This window comes from Mucilaginibacter sp. (genome assembly GCF_028288225.1).
Lineage (GTDB): Bacteria > Bacteroidota > Bacteroidia > Sphingobacteriales > Sphingobacteriaceae > Mucilaginibacter.
The window spans coordinates 119,682-135,083 of sequence record NZ_JAQBOC010000080.1 but is presented as its reverse complement, the minus strand read 5'-3'; the positions used below and the strand labels follow the sequence as shown (position 1 = coordinate 135,083).

Sequence of the window (15,402 nt, the reverse complement as noted above, 5' to 3'; positions counted from 1 at the left end):
CGTTATTGAGCCCCGGTTTTATTCTGTTGTTTAGCTTCCTCTTTTTGTTTCTTCCTGAAATATCCCTTAAAGAAAAAGTTGTGTTTAAGCGCTTCCATATTTTGGTTAAAACCGTCAGTTCCATTTTTAATATTAAGTAATGACTTACTCACGTTCTCCGCGGATGCTGAATCTGTAAGCAGCAGGTTTAACACCCCCTTTCCATGTAAGAGCTCGTCATTAATATCGGAAGCTGTATTGTTTAATTTTAAGGAAGCCTCATTGACATTATGAGAAGCACCTTCCAGCTGGTTCACGGTTTTTGAGATAGAGCGAGCGAAACTGCTATCTGCAATTAATAAACCCAGGGCACCTTTTCCATTTTTCGTTTGATAGGCAAGATTGCGAAATACAGTAGTCACCTCCGCCGTGTTTTGCAGGGTTACCCGTGCACCGGTCAACGTCAAGCGAAGTTGCTTTGCTGTGTTGCTGTCTTTCAGCAACCTCATCAGGTGACTAGAGTCGAGTGCCAGCACCGTATTTTTTAACACCTCGGAAACCACTGCGACGTTATCCCCGATGTGCGATAATTTCGGTAACATTTGGTCAATTCCTACAGGTTGCAAGGTGGCCAAATAATCTCCGTCCTTTATAAGGCCTGCATTTCCTCTGCCCGGTGTAATATTGATCACCTTGTTGCCCATTAAGCCTTGGGAGCCAATTGTCGCAACTGAATTCCGGTGAATAAAATGCCCGGTTTTATTATTAACCAGTAATGTAACCTCAATGGTCGTATCGTTTAAAATTTGAACCTTTTTAACGCTGCCGGCAGTCATGCCCGCATATAATACATTATCCCCTTCTACAAGGCCATTAAGGTCAGAAAAATGAATCTTAACCTGGATCCCCGATCCCCAATTGTTTTTATTTTCACCCACCAGGTAGAGTGCAATTACCAGGATGGCTAATCCGCACATGACGAATATCCCAAGTTTAATGTTGTTTCTTTCCGTTTTCATTGCTTATTCGAAAAACTGTTTAATTTTTAAATCCCGGGAAAGCTCCAGTTCCCGATAGGTGCCTTCCGCATAACATTTACCATCAAGTAACAGGACAATCCGGTTGGCTGTTGTTTTGACGCAATTCATATCGTGGGAAATTATGATTGAGGAGGTATGGTATTTTTCCTGCAGCTTAAGAATGAGCTGATCGATTTCCCTTGCCGTAACGGGGTCAAGCCCTGTTGTTGGTTCATCGTATAAAATAATCCTTGGTTTTAAAATCATTGTTCTGGCAAGCGCAATTCTCTTCTGCATACCACCGGACAACTCAGCAGGCATCATGTCTATGGTATGGGCCAAATTGACATTTTCAAGCGCATCCAGGATCATATCATTGACTTCGTTTTCTGTAATTTTAATCCAATGTCTTCTCAGTGGAAATTCCAGGTTTTCGCGGACGCTCATCGAATCGTATAAGGCGTTCCCCTGGAATAGGAATCCAATGGTCGTGCGAAGTTGGTCCAGCTCATGCTTTCCGATCCCAACTACATTTTCTCCGTAAACCTTTATACTTCCTTCATCCGGAACCAGCAATCCGATTACGCACTTGATCAGTACAGATTTGCCCGCTCCCGACTTTCCAAGTACAACCACATTCTCTTCACTATTTAACCGAAGGCTGAAATCATCAAGGATCTTACGCTCACCGAATGACTTAGACAGATGTTCTATCAGAAGAGGCTCCTCATTGGGATCAATTTCCTTACTTGATATATCATGCCTCATTTTCATGAAAATTAATTAAGGTTGAGTAGATTGGCTATTTGTACAGCCAGCAGATCCATAATAAAAATGGTTACGGAGGCTATGACCACAGCTGAATTCGCAGAATTGCCTACGCCTCTTGTTCCCTTGCTCGAGGTAAAGCCTTTGTAGCATCCGATCATACTTACAGCAAATCCAAAAAAAAATGTCTTGATAAGTGCAGGGAACAGATCATTGAATGACAAATGCTGAATTACCTCGTTGAAGAATAGCTTAAAGCTTGTTTCATACCCCATGTTAACGCCGAGAAATGATCCGAAGAGACAAATAACGTCAGAAAGAATAGTAAGTACAGGCAACATCAGCGTAGCTGCAATAACCCGCGTGGCAACCAGGAATTTAAATGGATTCGTTCCGCTTATTTCCATGGCGTCTATTTGTTCAGTGACTTTCATCGATCCGAGTTCGGCGCCAATGCTGCTTCCTATCTTACCTGCAAATACCAATGCTGTCAGTACAGGTCCGATTTCCCGGATAATTGCAATAGCCACCATGCCGGGTAGTTCAGATTGTACTCCATACCTGGCCAGTGAGGGCTGAAGCTGCATGGTCAACACCAGGCCCATAATAAAACCAGTTAGACCTACAAGCCCTAATGACCGGTATCCTATGGTATAAGACTGGACGAGAAACTCCCTGACCTCGTACCTGGATTGCTTTCCCATAAACAGAAATTGCCCGGTAAATTTCGCCAGGCTACCTGCTTCTTCCAGAAATGTTTTCGTCCTTACAAAAATCGCCATGTTTCATCGGGTATTTAATTCGTGTTTATTTATTCAAAAAATAAGGGTAATTGCGCCCAGGCAAAGAAAACGTTAGATGGTTGATTTCCTCTTTTAATTACGTTCCTGGCATTTATACCAAACATCTGTTAATTCACCACATTAATCCTTTAATTTTCAAAGAAAAGCCTTTTAAAATCGTCCCCGATAAGCTAACTGGCAGATTGGGAGCTATATAAAGGAGTTGATCCTCTATAACTTAAAGGCGCCTGGCCGGTACCCTTCTGAAAGAAAGTCGAAAAATTATTGGGGTCCTCAAAACCCATGTGATTGGCAATTTCTTTGATGATGAAACTGGAATTTGATAACAGGTATTTGGATTCAGAAATGATCTTGTTATTAATATATTGCTTTGCATTCAACCCGTTGTGTTTTTTAAGCAGGAAATTTAAATGGTTCGGGTGAACATTGAGTTTCTTTGCATAAAATTGTACGCTCCTGTACGTTTTATAATTATGTTCCAGTAATTCTGAAAACCTGTCGATAACGGGATGATAATCTATTACATTGCCCATAATTGGTGCTTTAGAAAACAAACGGTCACAATGGATCAATAGTTCCAGTATCTTGACGGCCAGCATATCATTGCCTTCATTCTTTATTTTTTCTTCTTCATTCATCATTTGCTCAAATATGCAGGATAAGGATTTGGCTTGTGACTTATTAAGATATAAATAAGGCCTGATAGAAGTCCTGAAGATTTTTCTGTTGATAATGCATTCTTTTGGAAATGCGGTTTTAGAAAAAAAGTCAAGGTCAAAATGCAATAGGAATCCTTTGCAGGTGAGGGTATCAAAACTACTGGCATGAATAACCCTGCTGGGAATTATAAAAAGAGTATTGTTAAGTATCGGGAAAGCATGTTGGCCGATATTATTTAAACCTGAGCCTTCCTTAATCAAGGCAACTGTGTAAATAGACTGCCTGCTTGGGGGTACGGTGCCATTGAAGGCCCGGACCACACCTTCGAGATCATACAACGAGTACTCAAATTTGTCTTTTAGCCGCTTATCAAGATCGATTACCCCATCTCCTGAAAATTTGGTAAAGGCGCGCAAATAGCTGGACAATACTTTATCTTTTTCAGGCTGGCTTTCAGCGATATATAAATTCTTTAGCATAACAATTATTTAAATTATAACCATATGGAGTAACCAATTGGGATGCCGTTTAATTAATTTACTGACAAACAACCATTTAGATAAAAATTTGCAGTTTAGGATGATCTTACTTTTCGGTAATTGTTTAAATAAAATAGCGAAATAACGATAATTCAAGATCACAGGAAACTTTTATCAACCGTTTCAGACGGCGATCAGATACTTCAGAATTCGATTATTCTGGAAATTTCAAAATCAGAAACTATCGGTGATTTATAATAGTAGCCGGAACGATAGCATCCTATCTCAAATTTCGAGGCGCGCTTACATTGGCTTATCCAATAGTGATTATGATAGTTACAACTTTTTGGGGTATGAGCTTAATAATGAAGGAGTTTTTGGACAGTCTGAGATAATAAAGCATTAAAAATGACCGTAGGAAAAGTTTCGGGCTATGGCGGAGCCGCGGAGATGCCGTGCGCCATATTCTGTATTAACGTCAAAAATGAGAAATTGGGAATAGGCAAGGCTCATTATTTTTCTGAAAAATAATGAGCCTTGCAGGCAAAATTTTCACTGCTTGCCCGCCACCATGTTATTGCATACTGCTTAGGCCGCCTATGATCGGCAATTGACGTTGTACATCAAATTGTATCGCTGTTTGTACATATAGCTCAATCTGATATAATGTTGCAGCCTTGACACCACCCGCAATCTTTTGGAATTTTTTAAAGTATTTATAGTGAAGATCATTCAACTCGCCGGTATTTTTGATAATTCCTTCAGCGACAGCTGTGGCCAGCGTGTCGTTTAGCGTATTGTAATTTTGGGTAAACTTGTCTATCAATAAAATGCGCTTTTTCAGCAGGAGATTATACTCATTCTCGTATTGATCATAACAATCCCAAAAAGGTTTTTGTTGACTTTCATTGAGCGGAACGGCCTGCGAGATAACTTCTTTTTTATTTTTATTGAGCAAGGCCAGTGCTATGTTTACATCCTCCTTATCGGTTTGTGCAAATATTTTGCTGATAAAAATTGTTGCGAGCATTAATGTTAAAATTGTTTTTTTCATTTTGATATGGATTAAAATTTGAACGTTGATTACAATCTGAAATTCATAGAAATATAAGGATACCATCCTTCGGTTGAATGGCCGGCAAGGAACTGAAAACAGGTAAGGCCTGCAGGTGATCGCGATCCCCGGGGCACACCCGTATAAATGCGGTTCGCATCCACAACCGTATCGGTAAAACGCCACTGGTCGTCATGCCTATAGTTGTTCGCTGTTAAGAGCATCATACCCTTCGTCCCATCACAGCTTTCCACAAGACAAAGCACTTTTTGAGACTCTTCTAATAGCGGACTTTGATAAACATGTACCGTAACCTGTGACCTGGAAAACTGCGATTTATTTCCTGTACAAGAAAAGACGCCGTCACCAATCGGCATAAAGTCTTCACAATAACCTCTCTCGTGAAGATCAATAATGGCTTGCGTAAGTATGGGTTCTCTTGTCTTTTTCTTTTCCATTACAACATTATTTGGCAAGTGTTGGCTCCGGTGTTACAGGAGTGGTTCCAATAATCTTTATTCTGAGATAGTTTAGTATCAGAATGGCAATCAAAGCAAAGCCAAAAACAATGATATAGCCTGTCACTTCTTTTGACGCTGCAAGCGTAGATTGTTCTGCCAGGGCTTTATACAGGCCACCGCCGGTTAGTTGACCAGGAAAAAACCCACCGCTATCAGTCATCACGGCCAGTTTATCCAGATGCCTTACCCGTTCCGCATACAGAATATAATTATACACTCCTGAAAAAATACCGCTTCCGAGAAAAGACCGGACGAGGATCATGACTCCTCCTGCCATCATGACAACCCCCAGGTCAAAATTTTGGGTTGTATATAATCCAACGGCGATATATATTACACAGGTGGCAAATCCTTTCACAATCGACGGTGCCCAAAAGTCAGTTATGGCAAATTCATTGGAAAAACTTTGATACATCATGATATGATACACTAAAAAACCGGCGAACCCGATGATTATCATAGGTTCGGGATCAAGTTTCTTATAATACCAAATAAAGCAAAGCACACTGGCAGCTGTTACGCCCGGAATCAGGAAAAGATTGAGCTCCATATTAGTCGGCGTGTCATATTGTAAAATACCGGCAGAAAAGGCCGACTGAAAGGTTCCCGTTGAGAACACGCCGAGGATGAAAAACAGCAATAATCCTATTCGGAAACTTGGCTTCAGAAAAATTTCCAATTTGAAAAAAGGTGCAGGAATGAGTAATGTTCTTTTCAGAAAAATTAAAAACGAAAAGATAAACCCAAACGCAGCGAGCTTTATCGAGTCTGAATAAAACCAATCTTCAACCTTGCCATATACCACAACGTAATTCAACATTAACATACTAATTCCCAACAGCAAGAGGCTGGTCCAATCCATTCCTCTAATAGCCATTGTTTTTTTTAATGGATGATTTTCAACTAACAAGACTGTCAATAAAATTGCGATCAGTAAAACCATCACAACGAGGATATAGGCGTATCGCCAGTTATAATAATAAGCCAGGCTGGCAGTGGCCCAGGTTGTTAAGTACAGCCCCCCCAATGCTACAAAATATACAAAAGGGTAAAAACGGGATGTATCTAATTGTTTGCTCCACATCATCAGTTGAATAATGTATACTTCCATTAATGCGGGTATTTTTGCAAAACCAAGAATAAACACTGCTATGATCGTTATCCAGGGATTACTGGTAGTAGCGCATATGATATTCATGAGCAGCATTACGCTCAAGCCAGCCAGCAAAAGTGTTTTACTGGAAAAGCGCAGCTTCAATCGAACATCTGTCATTAGCCCTAACGCCATCCCGATATACATGGCGTTTACCGCTGCGGTATAATGTTCAGGATACATTCCCAGGCTGCTCGCCATGTCAGTTAAATTGCCTAAAAAAACGCCATTGGCACAGAGAATGACAAAAAACAGCAGAACTAAAACAGGGATCCTGAAATATATGGGTATCCATTTATAAAACAAGTCATACATCTCCATAGCACTATAGTTTAATTTTTACTTACCTCGGCATTCATTCCTGCACGCAGTTGTTTCATCAGGGAGTCCGTGTCTTTATTTTTGATAAAGTCAATTATCACTGGTACCCGTTGTTGAACTTTAACAAAGTTCCCCGTTGAATTATCCACAGGTATAGCCGAATACCGGGAACCTGTGGCTTCGGAAATGGAGACGATTTTACCCAGAATTTGTTTATCCGGGATTCCGTCTATGCCGAGCTTCATTACCTGGCCGATCTTTAACTTCTCCAACTGCGTTTCGCGGTAATTGGCTACAACCCATTTGTAATCATTCCTAACTAATGTTAAGAGGTTCTGACCGGCCTGTACAAGCTGCCCTTCCTGGATATTCCTTCTCCCTGTTACGCCGTCGTAGGGGGCGAGGATAACCGTATAGGAAAGGTTTAACTTAGCCAGGTCAACCGCCGCTTTTGCCCTTTCAATTTCTGCGTTATTCACAGATATCCTTTTAGATACCTCGTCTGTGGAAAGCGTAGTGGTGTTTCGCTGTTTCTTCAATGCGTTTGTTTGTGCAAAAAGTGCATCATATTCAGTTTTAACCTGGTCATACTGCTGCTGTGTCGCAGCACCATCTTTAAGCAGATTTTCGTACCGGTCTTTATTTTGCCTGGCATTCCACAACCTCGCCTGGGAGGCCTGGATGTTGGCGTCGGAAATGCTCAGATTACTTTCTGTTGTATTTTTGGAAGATGACGTTACTACTTTAGCAGCCAACGCGGAATGATACGCTGCTTCAGCCTGTTCAAGAGCGATCTTGTACTCCCTGTCATCAATAGTAACCAGGGTATCTCCCTTTTTAAGAAATTGATGTTCTTTAAACCGAACTTCCCGGAGATATCCCGGGATCTTAGCATTTACGGGGTTAATATATTCTTCAACCTGTGCGTCATTGGTATATGCGCCGTCGCCCAAATCAAAATAGGTGGAAATCCCCCACATAACAGCGAGCAGCACGACGATAACCAATGCAGTATTGATTATCAATAGCGAAAATCTCTTTTTTTGATTAGTTGTTTCCTGGTTAGTATCACTCATGGCCGATTATAATTAAATAGTTCCTATAGTTTTTAATAGTTGGTAGTAGTAATAAATCACATCGATTTGCGCATCAGTAACTTTTAGCTCTGCGGAGATTTTAGTGCTCGACGCATCAAGGATGTCAGTTAAGAGGGATAGCTGGTTATAATATTTTTTTTCAACGATGCGATAATTCTCCTGTGCAGACCGCAAATCTTCGCGGTAGGTATCAAGGTTTTCAACCGCTTCGTTGTATTTAATAAATCCCGCGTCAACATTTACGCCTAACTGATCTTTGACAAGCGTTTCCCTGGATTTTGATTGCTCCAGTTGTATTTTTCCCGCCCGGATCTTTCTCGGAGATTGATAAATCGAAGAAATGTTGTATTTAACAGATACACCTACCTGCCAGATATTATAAAAAACATCCTGTGACGGAAGGGTATACAAAAAAGGGCGCTGCAGCACACTACCAGAATAAAGTCCGATCTGCGGATACCTGTCGCTGCCGTAAATTTTAATATTGGTTTCTGCAATTTTAACTTCCTGCCCGGCTATTTTGAGTTCATGATTTTCTTTAAGGGCTATATCCCTGAATTCTTCAAGGGCTTTTTTCTCCTGCTGCTGTTGAAGAAGCGTGCTGTCAGGGAGCAACCTGTGATCATCCGGCAGGCCGGTAACCAGGTTAAGTTGCTTATTGGCGATTGTAACATTGTTGTCCACCTTTCTGATAGACAGCTCCAGATCTGATATGCTCAGTCTTGTGCGCAGGACGTCATTTTCTGTGACCATGCCCTGTTTTTGCATGGTTAAGATATTCGCCAAACGCTTTTTTGCAAGCTGAAGATTATTGACAAGGACAATCCGTTGATTGATCAGCCTGTAAATATCAAGATATTTGGCCGCAACCAGGAATTTGATATCCTCTTCGTTATTCTCCTGGTTAAGAAAAGCAACCTGTTCCTCAAAAGATGCTTTAAGCAAGTTGTTCCTAACCTCGTTTCCTTTAAAAATAAGCTGTGTAGCTGATACACTGAACTGAGTAAACTGGTGAGGTATCGCGCCTTTTTCGTGCTTTGAAAAAGTAGGTGTCCAAACGTCGGCGTTACTGAGGTAGCCATAATCCAGGTCGGTAGAAACGTTGGGGAGCTGGTAAAGCTTTGCGATTTCCTTTTGTTGCTTTGCAAGATCAATGTTTTTTGCCGACACTTTGAGTTGAGGACTGTTTTCAAGCGCCAGTTTAAACACCTCTTGCATAGTCAGTACCTGACGGTTAAGCGTATCCTGGGCTGAGGCAACATTGCATACAAGAAATGATGCTAATACAATAATGGTCAAGCAGGCTTGTTTCATATAAGTAAATTCTTTCTAAGGACAAATTCTCACCTGGCTTATTCAGTAAAACAGCTTGGTGAACTGATATTTCGATGAAATATTGGGATTCCACCAGCCAATTTTTGATACCAGGGAATCGGTTTATTCAGATTCAGCACTGGTTGATCCTTGTAAGCAAATGTCTTTTATTTATAAATCCAAGTCCTTTTGAAAACAAAGAATGTAATGTTCAAATCAAACCGGACAATGGGATTAAGTTTAAAAGAGGGGAACAAAAGTCTTCCCTTTCCCCCTCAGTTTATTTACCTTGACAAGCTACTGGGACTTGTCGGATGGTTTGATGATCATTCGGAGGGACTGGTCCCTGCTGAAATAAGCGATCAGCCAATTATAAAAAGTTGTGATGCGATTGCTTGCTGTTACCAGGGACAGCAGGTGAACCATCAGCCACATATAAAAAGCCAATATCCCGTTAAAATGAGCTTTGCCTGGCAGATCGACCACCGCGCGGTTCCTGCCAATAATTGCCATACTTCCCTTATCATGATATTTAAAGGGATGTAGCTCTTGGTTTTCGAGTTCCGCTATTAAATTATCGGCCAGATTTTTTCCTTGCTGAATAGCAATTTGGGCCATTTGCGGATGGCCTCCCGGATAAGCACTTTCATGTGTCTGCAGGCTGATATCTCCGATCGCGTAAACATTTTTCATGTTTAGCACTTCATTATATTCATCTACAATGATCCTGTTGCCACGCCCGTAACTTTCCGGAGGGATCCCTTCAAACTTTGTTCCGGTTACCCCGGCGGCCCAGATCAGCGATTTGGTATCTATTTGCTGACCATTTGTAAAAACAACGGTATCTCCGTCATAATCTTTAACCTGCATGCCCAGGCGGACGTCAACCCCCATCTGGGTTAATGCTTTAAAAGCATATGCGTGCGTTTTATCGCTCATCGGTTTAAGTACTTCGTTTAACCCATCGACCAGGTAAATGTGGGGTTCCGTTCCTGACGCTGGTATTTCCGGGTGGTCCTTCGCCAGGATATCTCTTTTCATATCTGAAAGCATACCTGAAATTTCTACCCCGGTCGGGCCGCTGCCTACCACAACAACATTCATTTCTTTCTGACGTATCTGCGGGTCAGGTTCTGCAGAAGCCGCTTCCAGCCTTCCAAGAATATGGTTACGTAAAGCCAGCGCGTCACCGAGCGTTTTCATGGGAAGGGAATGATGTTTGACATTCTCCATGCCAAAGTAGTTGGTTGAGAGTCCGGTGGCTAAAACCAGGTAATCGTATTGTATAGGCTTAGAATTAATTAAGACCACCTTTGCATCAGGTAGGATCTTTTCCAGCTCACCCATACTGAAGTGAACATTCTTATATTTGCGAAGTAGTTTCCGGAAGGGATAGCTAATGTTAGCAGCGTCCAAAAAACCGGTTGATACCTGGTAAAGCAAGGGTGGAAAAAAATTATAATTATTTCGGTCGACAAGGGTAATTTCAAAATTTTTGTCTTTGGCAAGTTCCTTAATCAGGTTCACACCCCCAAACCCGCCGCCAATGATCACAACATGTTCCATAGTTATTTATTTAAATGATTTATAAATTTATTTTCATCCTGATGGCTGGAAGATACCCTGCCGGCCATCATGCTTTCCAGCCTCGCTGCATAGAAATTCATTTCTATATTTAAAAAAGCAATGCTTTTTTTCTTTCCAACCTCTTTTCTCATTTTATCTGTCTGGCGCCCGTAGAGATCCGTCACATCGTTAACCCAATTGAAAATGAGGTCAGAAAATAAAGCTGACCGCTCTTCTGGTTGAATACTTTTAATTCGAAGCAACCCAGCCTCTTCCATTTTTTCGGCAGTGAGCGCTACGTTTTTACTTTGAAGCTTGTCATAGATAGCCCAGAATTTCTTTTCTTCCTTCGCTGTAAGCTGAATAAACTCAGCGATCATTTTTCTCCTGTCTCCGCCATTAGGGAAGGCAGGCCGGTTATCATTAACTTTAAACAGTGAGATCCACACTTCGGCAATTGCGAGGCTGATCAGCTTTTTCCCGAATTTTTTCATTTTAAATAGCTCTATAAATGCAATTAATATTTTTTTATAATATTTTTTTACTTTCTTATACGGCTCATTGAAACCCGGGAAAGCAATTGTTCAACATCAAACCACACCCTTTGCATGATTACCTTTCCATTGCGCCAACCCCTGACAGCCGCAACCGTAACTGCATAGTTGCTGTATTTTGGCTTGAACAGGTAATCTCCGAAAACGAACGCATCAGTCTTTGACCCCATTACCCAGGCAACAGAACAGGTCAGGCTTTCATTACCAGATGCAAATAAGTTGATGTAAGGATCGATCAACACCTGATTATCCGGAAACAACTCGCAAATGGAGCGGGCTGCTATTAGGAAATCCCTTTTGTTTTGCGGATTAGTCATGCCGTTTATGAACACGACAACTTCATCTGAATAAAAACTACTGTAGTCGTCCCATCTGCGCTCATTCCAGGCGCGATCAAGTGCGGACACTTTTTGAAGGTTTTCGGCTAATTTCATAAGTGATGCTACATTATTGTCGTAAAATATTCTCGCGATGACGGTTACACAAATTACGGTTAGCCTCATTTCGCTTATCTTTCAAATCCAAACGAAAGTCTTTGGAAAGCACATAATGTTAACTTCATGCGTTTAAAATGTCTCCTAAACTGAATTCGTAAATCAATGATACAGTTGGGCTGTATGCAGAACGGTTGTCAATAAGAAGGCGCACACCGCTATAATAAGTCCGAACATGAAGATATTATAGGCAAGCCGGAGCTGACGGTATTTCTTTCCAAGAACTCCTCCCTGGGCATGAACATCGCGAATAAGTGCGCTGTAAAGGAATTCACTGCTTTCCATCATTTGAACCATTCCTTTTTCATATTCCCCGAGTGGCATTTTATAAAAGTTACCAAAGAACAACAGATTGATATCTTCACTGGCCAGGTCCCTGGCCTGGAAGGTTCCTTTTGAAATATCGGGACGTGTAGCAAGAATTGAAAAGATCATTGAGGAAAGACTCACTCCAAGAATAATAATGGTGGGGATAATAAGGTAGGTGTCGGTATCCAATCTTCTGACCAGCAGACTGATGATAGCAGAAAGAATGATCGAATTAACGGTGATTAAAATATGGGCTTTATTGTCTGCCATACTGCTAAGCCGCTGGTTATTGGACGATGCGATTTTAAACATCGTATCCACACCTTTTTCCGTTTTCTTTTTTTTATTCTTTTCCGGTTTGCCTCCCTGCAATATGCTTTGTGGCTTTTTCATAGTTCATTTCTCATTTTACTTATATTAAACTCATCAGGAGCGTGACCGGTAATACTGGTCATCACTCCTGATGAGTTTAAATCAGATATACAATAGACTTTATCTCCCGAGACAGACTTTACCTCCCAAGACCATCCTTGACATAGGCAATTCCGGTAAAACCTTGTCCTAAATTTTGCCCGCCGTATATTTTTGTATGGGCCGTGCCATCAAGGCGGCTTCTATAAATACTCCCGGTCAGGTCTGTTACAAAAACACGATCATTTTCAATATCCATTGCAAGACCGATGGCTTCGTCAAATCCTCCCGTGAGTATCTCGGTCTGCCATTCGTCCATATCTAGGCGGTTTAGCGTGTTCCCTTTGGGCGGATCGCCACGATCGGTCCAGTACAATTCATGGGTGAGGTGATTGATCTCCAGATCAATTGGTTCTGGCAGGTCTTTTAACAGGATTTCGAGATCTTTCCTGTTTGCCGGATCTTCTCCCGCAGGCAGGTCGATCCCAACACGGAATATTCTTCCCGTACCGCTATTTGGAGGCCCTTTTTGAGTCCAATACAAATAACCTGCCTCAGGATCTATTGCGATACCTACACAATGCCTCCTCTCGTCCAGCTGGTGCTCAGGGCCTTCACCTGATATCACCAGGGTAGTTATCCCCGTGCCGTCCAGGTTTGCCCGCATAACACGCATCCCTTCCCGGTCGCACCAATAGATCAACCGATTTTTCAGATCAAGCTGCATTTGTTTCGCCGTTGTTGTTTCACCTTTCTGTATGATTAGTTGTCTGCCCGACCCATCATAATTTATTCTTTCGATATAACCATCCTTCTGTTCCCAGTGCGCTCCCATATTGGTCCAGTAAATATGTTTGTTTTCCGGGTCAACGCAAACGCCATCCGGCGTGCCCCCGCAATCATCTACTAAAGTACCTAACGGATTACCTTCGGTGTCGAAAATCAAAATTTTGCCCTTATACCCGTCCAGTACGAGTAACCTGCCTTTATCTGATGAAGGTTTATTCTCCATATTTTCAAAAATTAATGCTGCACCTTACATACTGCAGCCGATTTACCGAATTATTTATTTAAAGCTTTAAGAATAGCAAGCTGTTGTTCATCACGTTCTGTTTCCAGTTCTTCAATGGGAATCTTGCCATAGCTTTCCGCAGCTTGTTTTAGCAAAATTGCTTTAGTTGGCTCGTCTAATGTTGGGATTCCAAGTACTTCCCAGATATGTCCAACCATGGGGCCTAAACCTTCAAGAAAATGCGGAAAGCCGCCCTTTCCTCCGCCGAGAGTAAAGGTTTTAAAGGGGCCTGCTGCGGCCCATCTCAGGCCAATCGAACTGGATACGATCCCGTCAAGATCTTCCATGGTAACAACCCCTGATTGTACCAGGTGCACGCTTTCTCTTAAAAGCGCACATTGAAGGCGGTTTGCAACAAATCCTGTTACTTCCTTTTGAATGAGGACCGGATGCTTACCCAGGGCCTTATAGAAATTCAGCGCTTCGTCTGTAGCTTCTTTACTTGTATTTTTACCAGGAACTACTTCCACTAACGGAATAAGGTGTGGCGGGTTAAACGGATGGCCGATCAGCACCCGTTCAGCATTTTTCATTTTTTCAGCAAAAACAGTGGCAGGAATGCTTGACGATGACGAAAACATAAGCGCTCCGGGTTTGGCAAATTGTTCCAGCCGGACATACAGGTCCTGCTTAAAAGCGATATTCTCGGGTCCATTTTCCTGGATGAAGTCTGCATTTTCGACTGCTTTCCCGAGTTCGCTTTCAAAAGACAGGCGTGCGGTCAGATCTGCGACGTCATATCCAAGGGAACCTAAAGTAGGTTTGATCAGATCAAGTCCCTGTAAAGCAGTTTCCCGAATATCCGGTCTCGGATCATTGATAACAACATTCAACCCGTTGGCCAGGAACAAACCTGTCCAGGATAGACCTATTGCGCCTGCACCGATCACAGCTATCGTTCTTTGTCCGGAGATAAAAGCTGCCTTTTTTTCGTTGGTTTTTGATATTGTATTCATAATAGTAAAATTTTAAGTAAAGACGGATTAGATTATGCACCTATAAAATTTGGTTTTCGTTTTTCAATAAAAGCCTGGGTGCCCTCTTTAAAATCAGCGCTCATTAACGCCAATTTTTGATTTTCAGCTTCTACATCCAGTTGCAGGGTAAGGTCGTTGGTCAGCGAGGCGATCAAAGCTTGTTTAGTCAGGGCTAATGCCTTTGTTGGCATTTTTGCCAGGCGAGCTGTCAGATCATCCCTTTTTTGCAGGAATTCCGCTTGAGGAAAAACTTTATAGATCATACCCATGCGCTCGGCATCGGCAGCTGACAGTTTATCAGCCAGCAGCATAAGCGCGGACGCCTTTTGCCAGCCTATTAGCCGGGGCAAATAATAGGTACCTGCGCTGTCAGGAATAAGCCCTATATTACTGAAAGCCTGCAGAAAATAGGCATTGTCAGATGCAATAACGATGTCGCAGCATAATGCAATATTAGCGCCTGCACCTGCTGCCGGGCCGTTGACCGCTGCTACCACCGGTTTTTCGAGTTCTTTTATGGCTTTGATAATGGGATTATAAAGTGCTCCCACTTTCTTGCCCAACTCCCCCGGGCTGCTGGCGGATGCCTCCACAAGGTCCTGGCCTGCGCAAAAAACATCCGACGCCCCGGTCAGACATACACATCTGATCGAGGGATCTTTACATTCATCAAGACTTTTAAGAAGCGCTTCTGCAAGGGCTTTATTAATAGCGTTCCACGATTTCGGTCTGTTAAGGGTGATCAATCCTATCCCATTCGCGACGGAAAAAAGAACAGGAGAAGATTCTGATGCATTGGTAGTCATAATTATTTTTTTTATAGTTTATTTGTCAGCCATGCTGTTATGTGT

General features: G+C 42.1%; 17 protein-coding genes. 1 reads left to right on the top strand and 16 read right to left on the bottom strand.

Annotated elements, in window-relative coordinates:
• Positions 1–2 precede the first annotated feature (2 nt).
• The 4 genes from JWQ54_RS24185 to JWQ54_RS24170 form a co-directional block, all read right to left on the bottom strand.
• Positions 3–998, bottom strand: a complete 996-nt coding sequence (locus JWQ54_RS24185) for an MlaD family protein (protein ID WP_299590225.1) — start codon at positions 996–998, stop codon at positions 3–5.
• A gap of 3 nt (positions 999–1,001) precedes the next feature.
• A complete protein-coding gene (locus JWQ54_RS24180; protein ID WP_299590223.1) occupies positions 1,002–1,772 on the bottom strand; it encodes an ABC transporter ATP-binding protein in 771 nt (256 codons plus the stop codon).
• A gap of 5 nt (positions 1,773–1,777) precedes the next feature.
• Positions 1,778–2,548, bottom strand: a complete 771-nt coding sequence (locus JWQ54_RS24175) for an ABC transporter permease (protein ID WP_299590221.1) — start codon at positions 2,546–2,548, stop codon at positions 1,778–1,780.
• A 191-nt stretch (positions 2,549–2,739) separates the two neighbouring features.
• A complete protein-coding gene (locus JWQ54_RS24170) occupies positions 2,740–3,708 on the bottom strand; it encodes an AraC family transcriptional regulator (protein ID WP_299590219.1) in 969 nt (322 codons plus the stop codon).
• Between the two features lie 408 nt (positions 3,709–4,116).
• Here JWQ54_RS24170 and JWQ54_RS24165 point away from each other — a divergent pair, with 408 nt between their 5' ends.
• Entirely contained in the window at positions 4,117–4,239 is a 123-nt protein-coding gene (locus tag JWQ54_RS24165; protein ID WP_299590217.1) for a hypothetical protein, read from the top strand.
• A gap of 43 nt (positions 4,240–4,282) precedes the next feature.
• On the opposite strand, the gene JWQ54_RS24160 is transcribed toward JWQ54_RS24165, so the two are convergent.
• The 12 genes from JWQ54_RS24160 to JWQ54_RS24100 all read right to left on the bottom strand — a co-directional run bounded on the left by JWQ54_RS24160 (position 4,283) and on the right by JWQ54_RS24100 (position 15,357).
• Positions 4,283–4,762: a hypothetical protein gene (locus tag JWQ54_RS24160; protein WP_299590215.1), complete on the bottom strand. Its 480-nt coding sequence runs from the start codon at positions 4,760–4,762 to the stop codon at positions 4,283–4,285.
• Positions 4,763–4,791: 29 nt separating this feature from the next.
• Positions 4,792–5,220 carry a hypothetical protein gene (locus tag JWQ54_RS24155; RefSeq protein WP_299590213.1) on the bottom strand — a complete coding sequence of 143 codons (429 nt, stop codon included), beginning with the start codon at positions 5,218–5,220 and terminating at the stop codon, positions 4,792–4,794.
• A gap of 7 nt (positions 5,221–5,227) precedes the next feature.
• Positions 5,228–6,751, bottom strand: coding sequence for an MFS transporter (locus JWQ54_RS24150; RefSeq protein WP_367187135.1), 1,524 nt, complete (start codon positions 6,749–6,751; stop codon positions 5,228–5,230).
• Between the two features lie 17 nt (positions 6,752–6,768).
• Complete coding sequence (locus JWQ54_RS24140) at positions 6,769–7,833, bottom strand: HlyD family secretion protein (RefSeq protein WP_299590207.1); 1,065 nt, start codon at positions 7,831–7,833, stop codon at positions 6,769–6,771.
• 12 nt (positions 7,834–7,845) lie between these two features.
• Positions 7,846–9,168 carry a TolC family protein gene (locus tag JWQ54_RS24135; RefSeq protein ID WP_299590205.1) on the bottom strand — a complete coding sequence of 441 codons (1,323 nt, stop codon included), beginning with the start codon at positions 9,166–9,168 and terminating at the stop codon, positions 7,846–7,848.
• A gap of 297 nt (positions 9,169–9,465) precedes the next feature.
• Positions 9,466–10,734, bottom strand: a complete 1,269-nt coding sequence (locus JWQ54_RS24130) for an NAD(P)/FAD-dependent oxidoreductase (protein WP_299590203.1) — start codon at positions 10,732–10,734, stop codon at positions 9,466–9,468.
• Positions 10,735–10,736: 2 nt separating this feature from the next.
• Positions 10,737–11,228 (bottom strand): hypothetical protein, encoded by a 492-nt coding sequence (locus JWQ54_RS24125; protein ID WP_299590201.1) that lies wholly within the window; start codon positions 11,226–11,228, stop codon positions 10,737–10,739.
• 47 nt (positions 11,229–11,275) lie between these two features.
• Complete coding sequence (locus tag JWQ54_RS24120) at positions 11,276–11,722, bottom strand: ester cyclase (protein ID WP_299590200.1); 447 nt, start codon at positions 11,720–11,722, stop codon at positions 11,276–11,278.
• A 162-nt stretch (positions 11,723–11,884) separates the two neighbouring features.
• Positions 11,885–12,484 (bottom strand): Pycsar system effector family protein, encoded by a 600-nt coding sequence (locus JWQ54_RS24115; RefSeq protein ID WP_299590198.1) that lies wholly within the window; start codon positions 12,482–12,484, stop codon positions 11,885–11,887.
• A gap of 118 nt (positions 12,485–12,602) precedes the next feature.
• Positions 12,603–13,514 carry a hypothetical protein gene (locus JWQ54_RS24110; RefSeq protein ID WP_299590196.1) on the bottom strand — a complete coding sequence of 304 codons (912 nt, stop codon included), beginning with the start codon at positions 13,512–13,514 and terminating at the stop codon, positions 12,603–12,605.
• Positions 13,515–13,564: 50 nt separating this feature from the next.
• Positions 13,565–14,530 (bottom strand): 3-hydroxyacyl-CoA dehydrogenase NAD-binding domain-containing protein, encoded by a 966-nt coding sequence (locus JWQ54_RS24105; protein ID WP_299590194.1) that lies wholly within the window; start codon positions 14,528–14,530, stop codon positions 13,565–13,567.
• Positions 14,531–14,562: 32 nt separating this feature from the next.
• Positions 14,563–15,357 (bottom strand): enoyl-CoA hydratase-related protein, encoded by a 795-nt coding sequence (locus JWQ54_RS24100; RefSeq protein WP_299590192.1) that lies wholly within the window; start codon positions 15,355–15,357, stop codon positions 14,563–14,565.
• Positions 15,358–15,402: the final 45 nt, after the last annotated feature.

Bases quoted from the DNA above. Each gene is read 5' to 3' on its own strand.
- JWQ54_RS24150 (WP_367187135.1), bottom strand. From the start codon at position 6,751: ATGTATGACTTGTTTTATAAATGGATACCCATATATTTCAGGATCCCT.
- JWQ54_RS24140 (WP_299590207.1), bottom strand. From the start codon at position 7,833: ATGAGTGATACTAACCAGGAAACAACTAATCAAAAAAAGAGATTTTCG.
- JWQ54_RS24165 (WP_299590217.1), top strand. From the start codon at position 4,117: ATGACCGTAGGAAAAGTTTCGGGCTATGGCGGAGCCGCGGAGATGCCG.
- JWQ54_RS24180 (WP_299590223.1), bottom strand. From the start codon at position 1,772: ATGAAAATGAGGCATGATATATCAAGTAAGGAAATTGATCCCAATGAG.
- JWQ54_RS24185 (WP_299590225.1), bottom strand. From the start codon at position 998: ATGAAAACGGAAAGAAACAACATTAAACTTGGGATATTCGTCATGTGC.
- JWQ54_RS24175 (WP_299590221.1), bottom strand. From the start codon at position 2,548: ATGGCGATTTTTGTAAGGACGAAAACATTTCTGGAAGAAGCAGGTAGC.
- JWQ54_RS24160 (WP_299590215.1), bottom strand. From the start codon at position 4,762: ATGAAAAAAACAATTTTAACATTAATGCTCGCAACAATTTTTATCAGC.
- JWQ54_RS24120 (WP_299590200.1), bottom strand. From the start codon at position 11,722: ATGAAATTAGCCGAAAACCTTCAAAAAGTGTCCGCACTTGATCGCGCC.
- JWQ54_RS24170 (WP_299590219.1), bottom strand. From the start codon at position 3,708: ATGCTAAAGAATTTATATATCGCTGAAAGCCAGCCTGAAAAAGATAAA.
- JWQ54_RS24105 (WP_299590194.1), bottom strand. From the start codon at position 14,530: ATGAATACAATATCAAAAACCAACGAAAAAAAGGCAGCTTTTATCTCC.
- JWQ54_RS24100 (WP_299590192.1), bottom strand. From the start codon at position 15,357: ATGACTACCAATGCATCAGAATCTTCTCCTGTTCTTTTTTCCGTCGCG.
- JWQ54_RS24115 (WP_299590198.1), bottom strand. From the start codon at position 12,484: ATGAAAAAGCCACAAAGCATATTGCAGGGAGGCAAACCGGAAAAGAAT.
- JWQ54_RS24155 (WP_299590213.1), bottom strand. From the start codon at position 5,220: ATGGAAAAGAAAAAGACAAGAGAACCCATACTTACGCAAGCCATTATT.
- JWQ54_RS24110 (WP_299590196.1), bottom strand. From the start codon at position 13,514: ATGGAGAATAAACCTTCATCAGATAAAGGCAGGTTACTCGTACTGGAC.
- JWQ54_RS24135 (WP_299590205.1), bottom strand. From the start codon at position 9,168: ATGAAACAAGCCTGCTTGACCATTATTGTATTAGCATCATTTCTTGTA.
- JWQ54_RS24125 (WP_299590201.1), bottom strand. From the start codon at position 11,228: ATGAAAAAATTCGGGAAAAAGCTGATCAGCCTCGCAATTGCCGAAGTG.
- JWQ54_RS24130 (WP_299590203.1), bottom strand. From the start codon at position 10,734: ATGGAACATGTTGTGATCATTGGCGGCGGGTTTGGGGGTGTGAACCTG.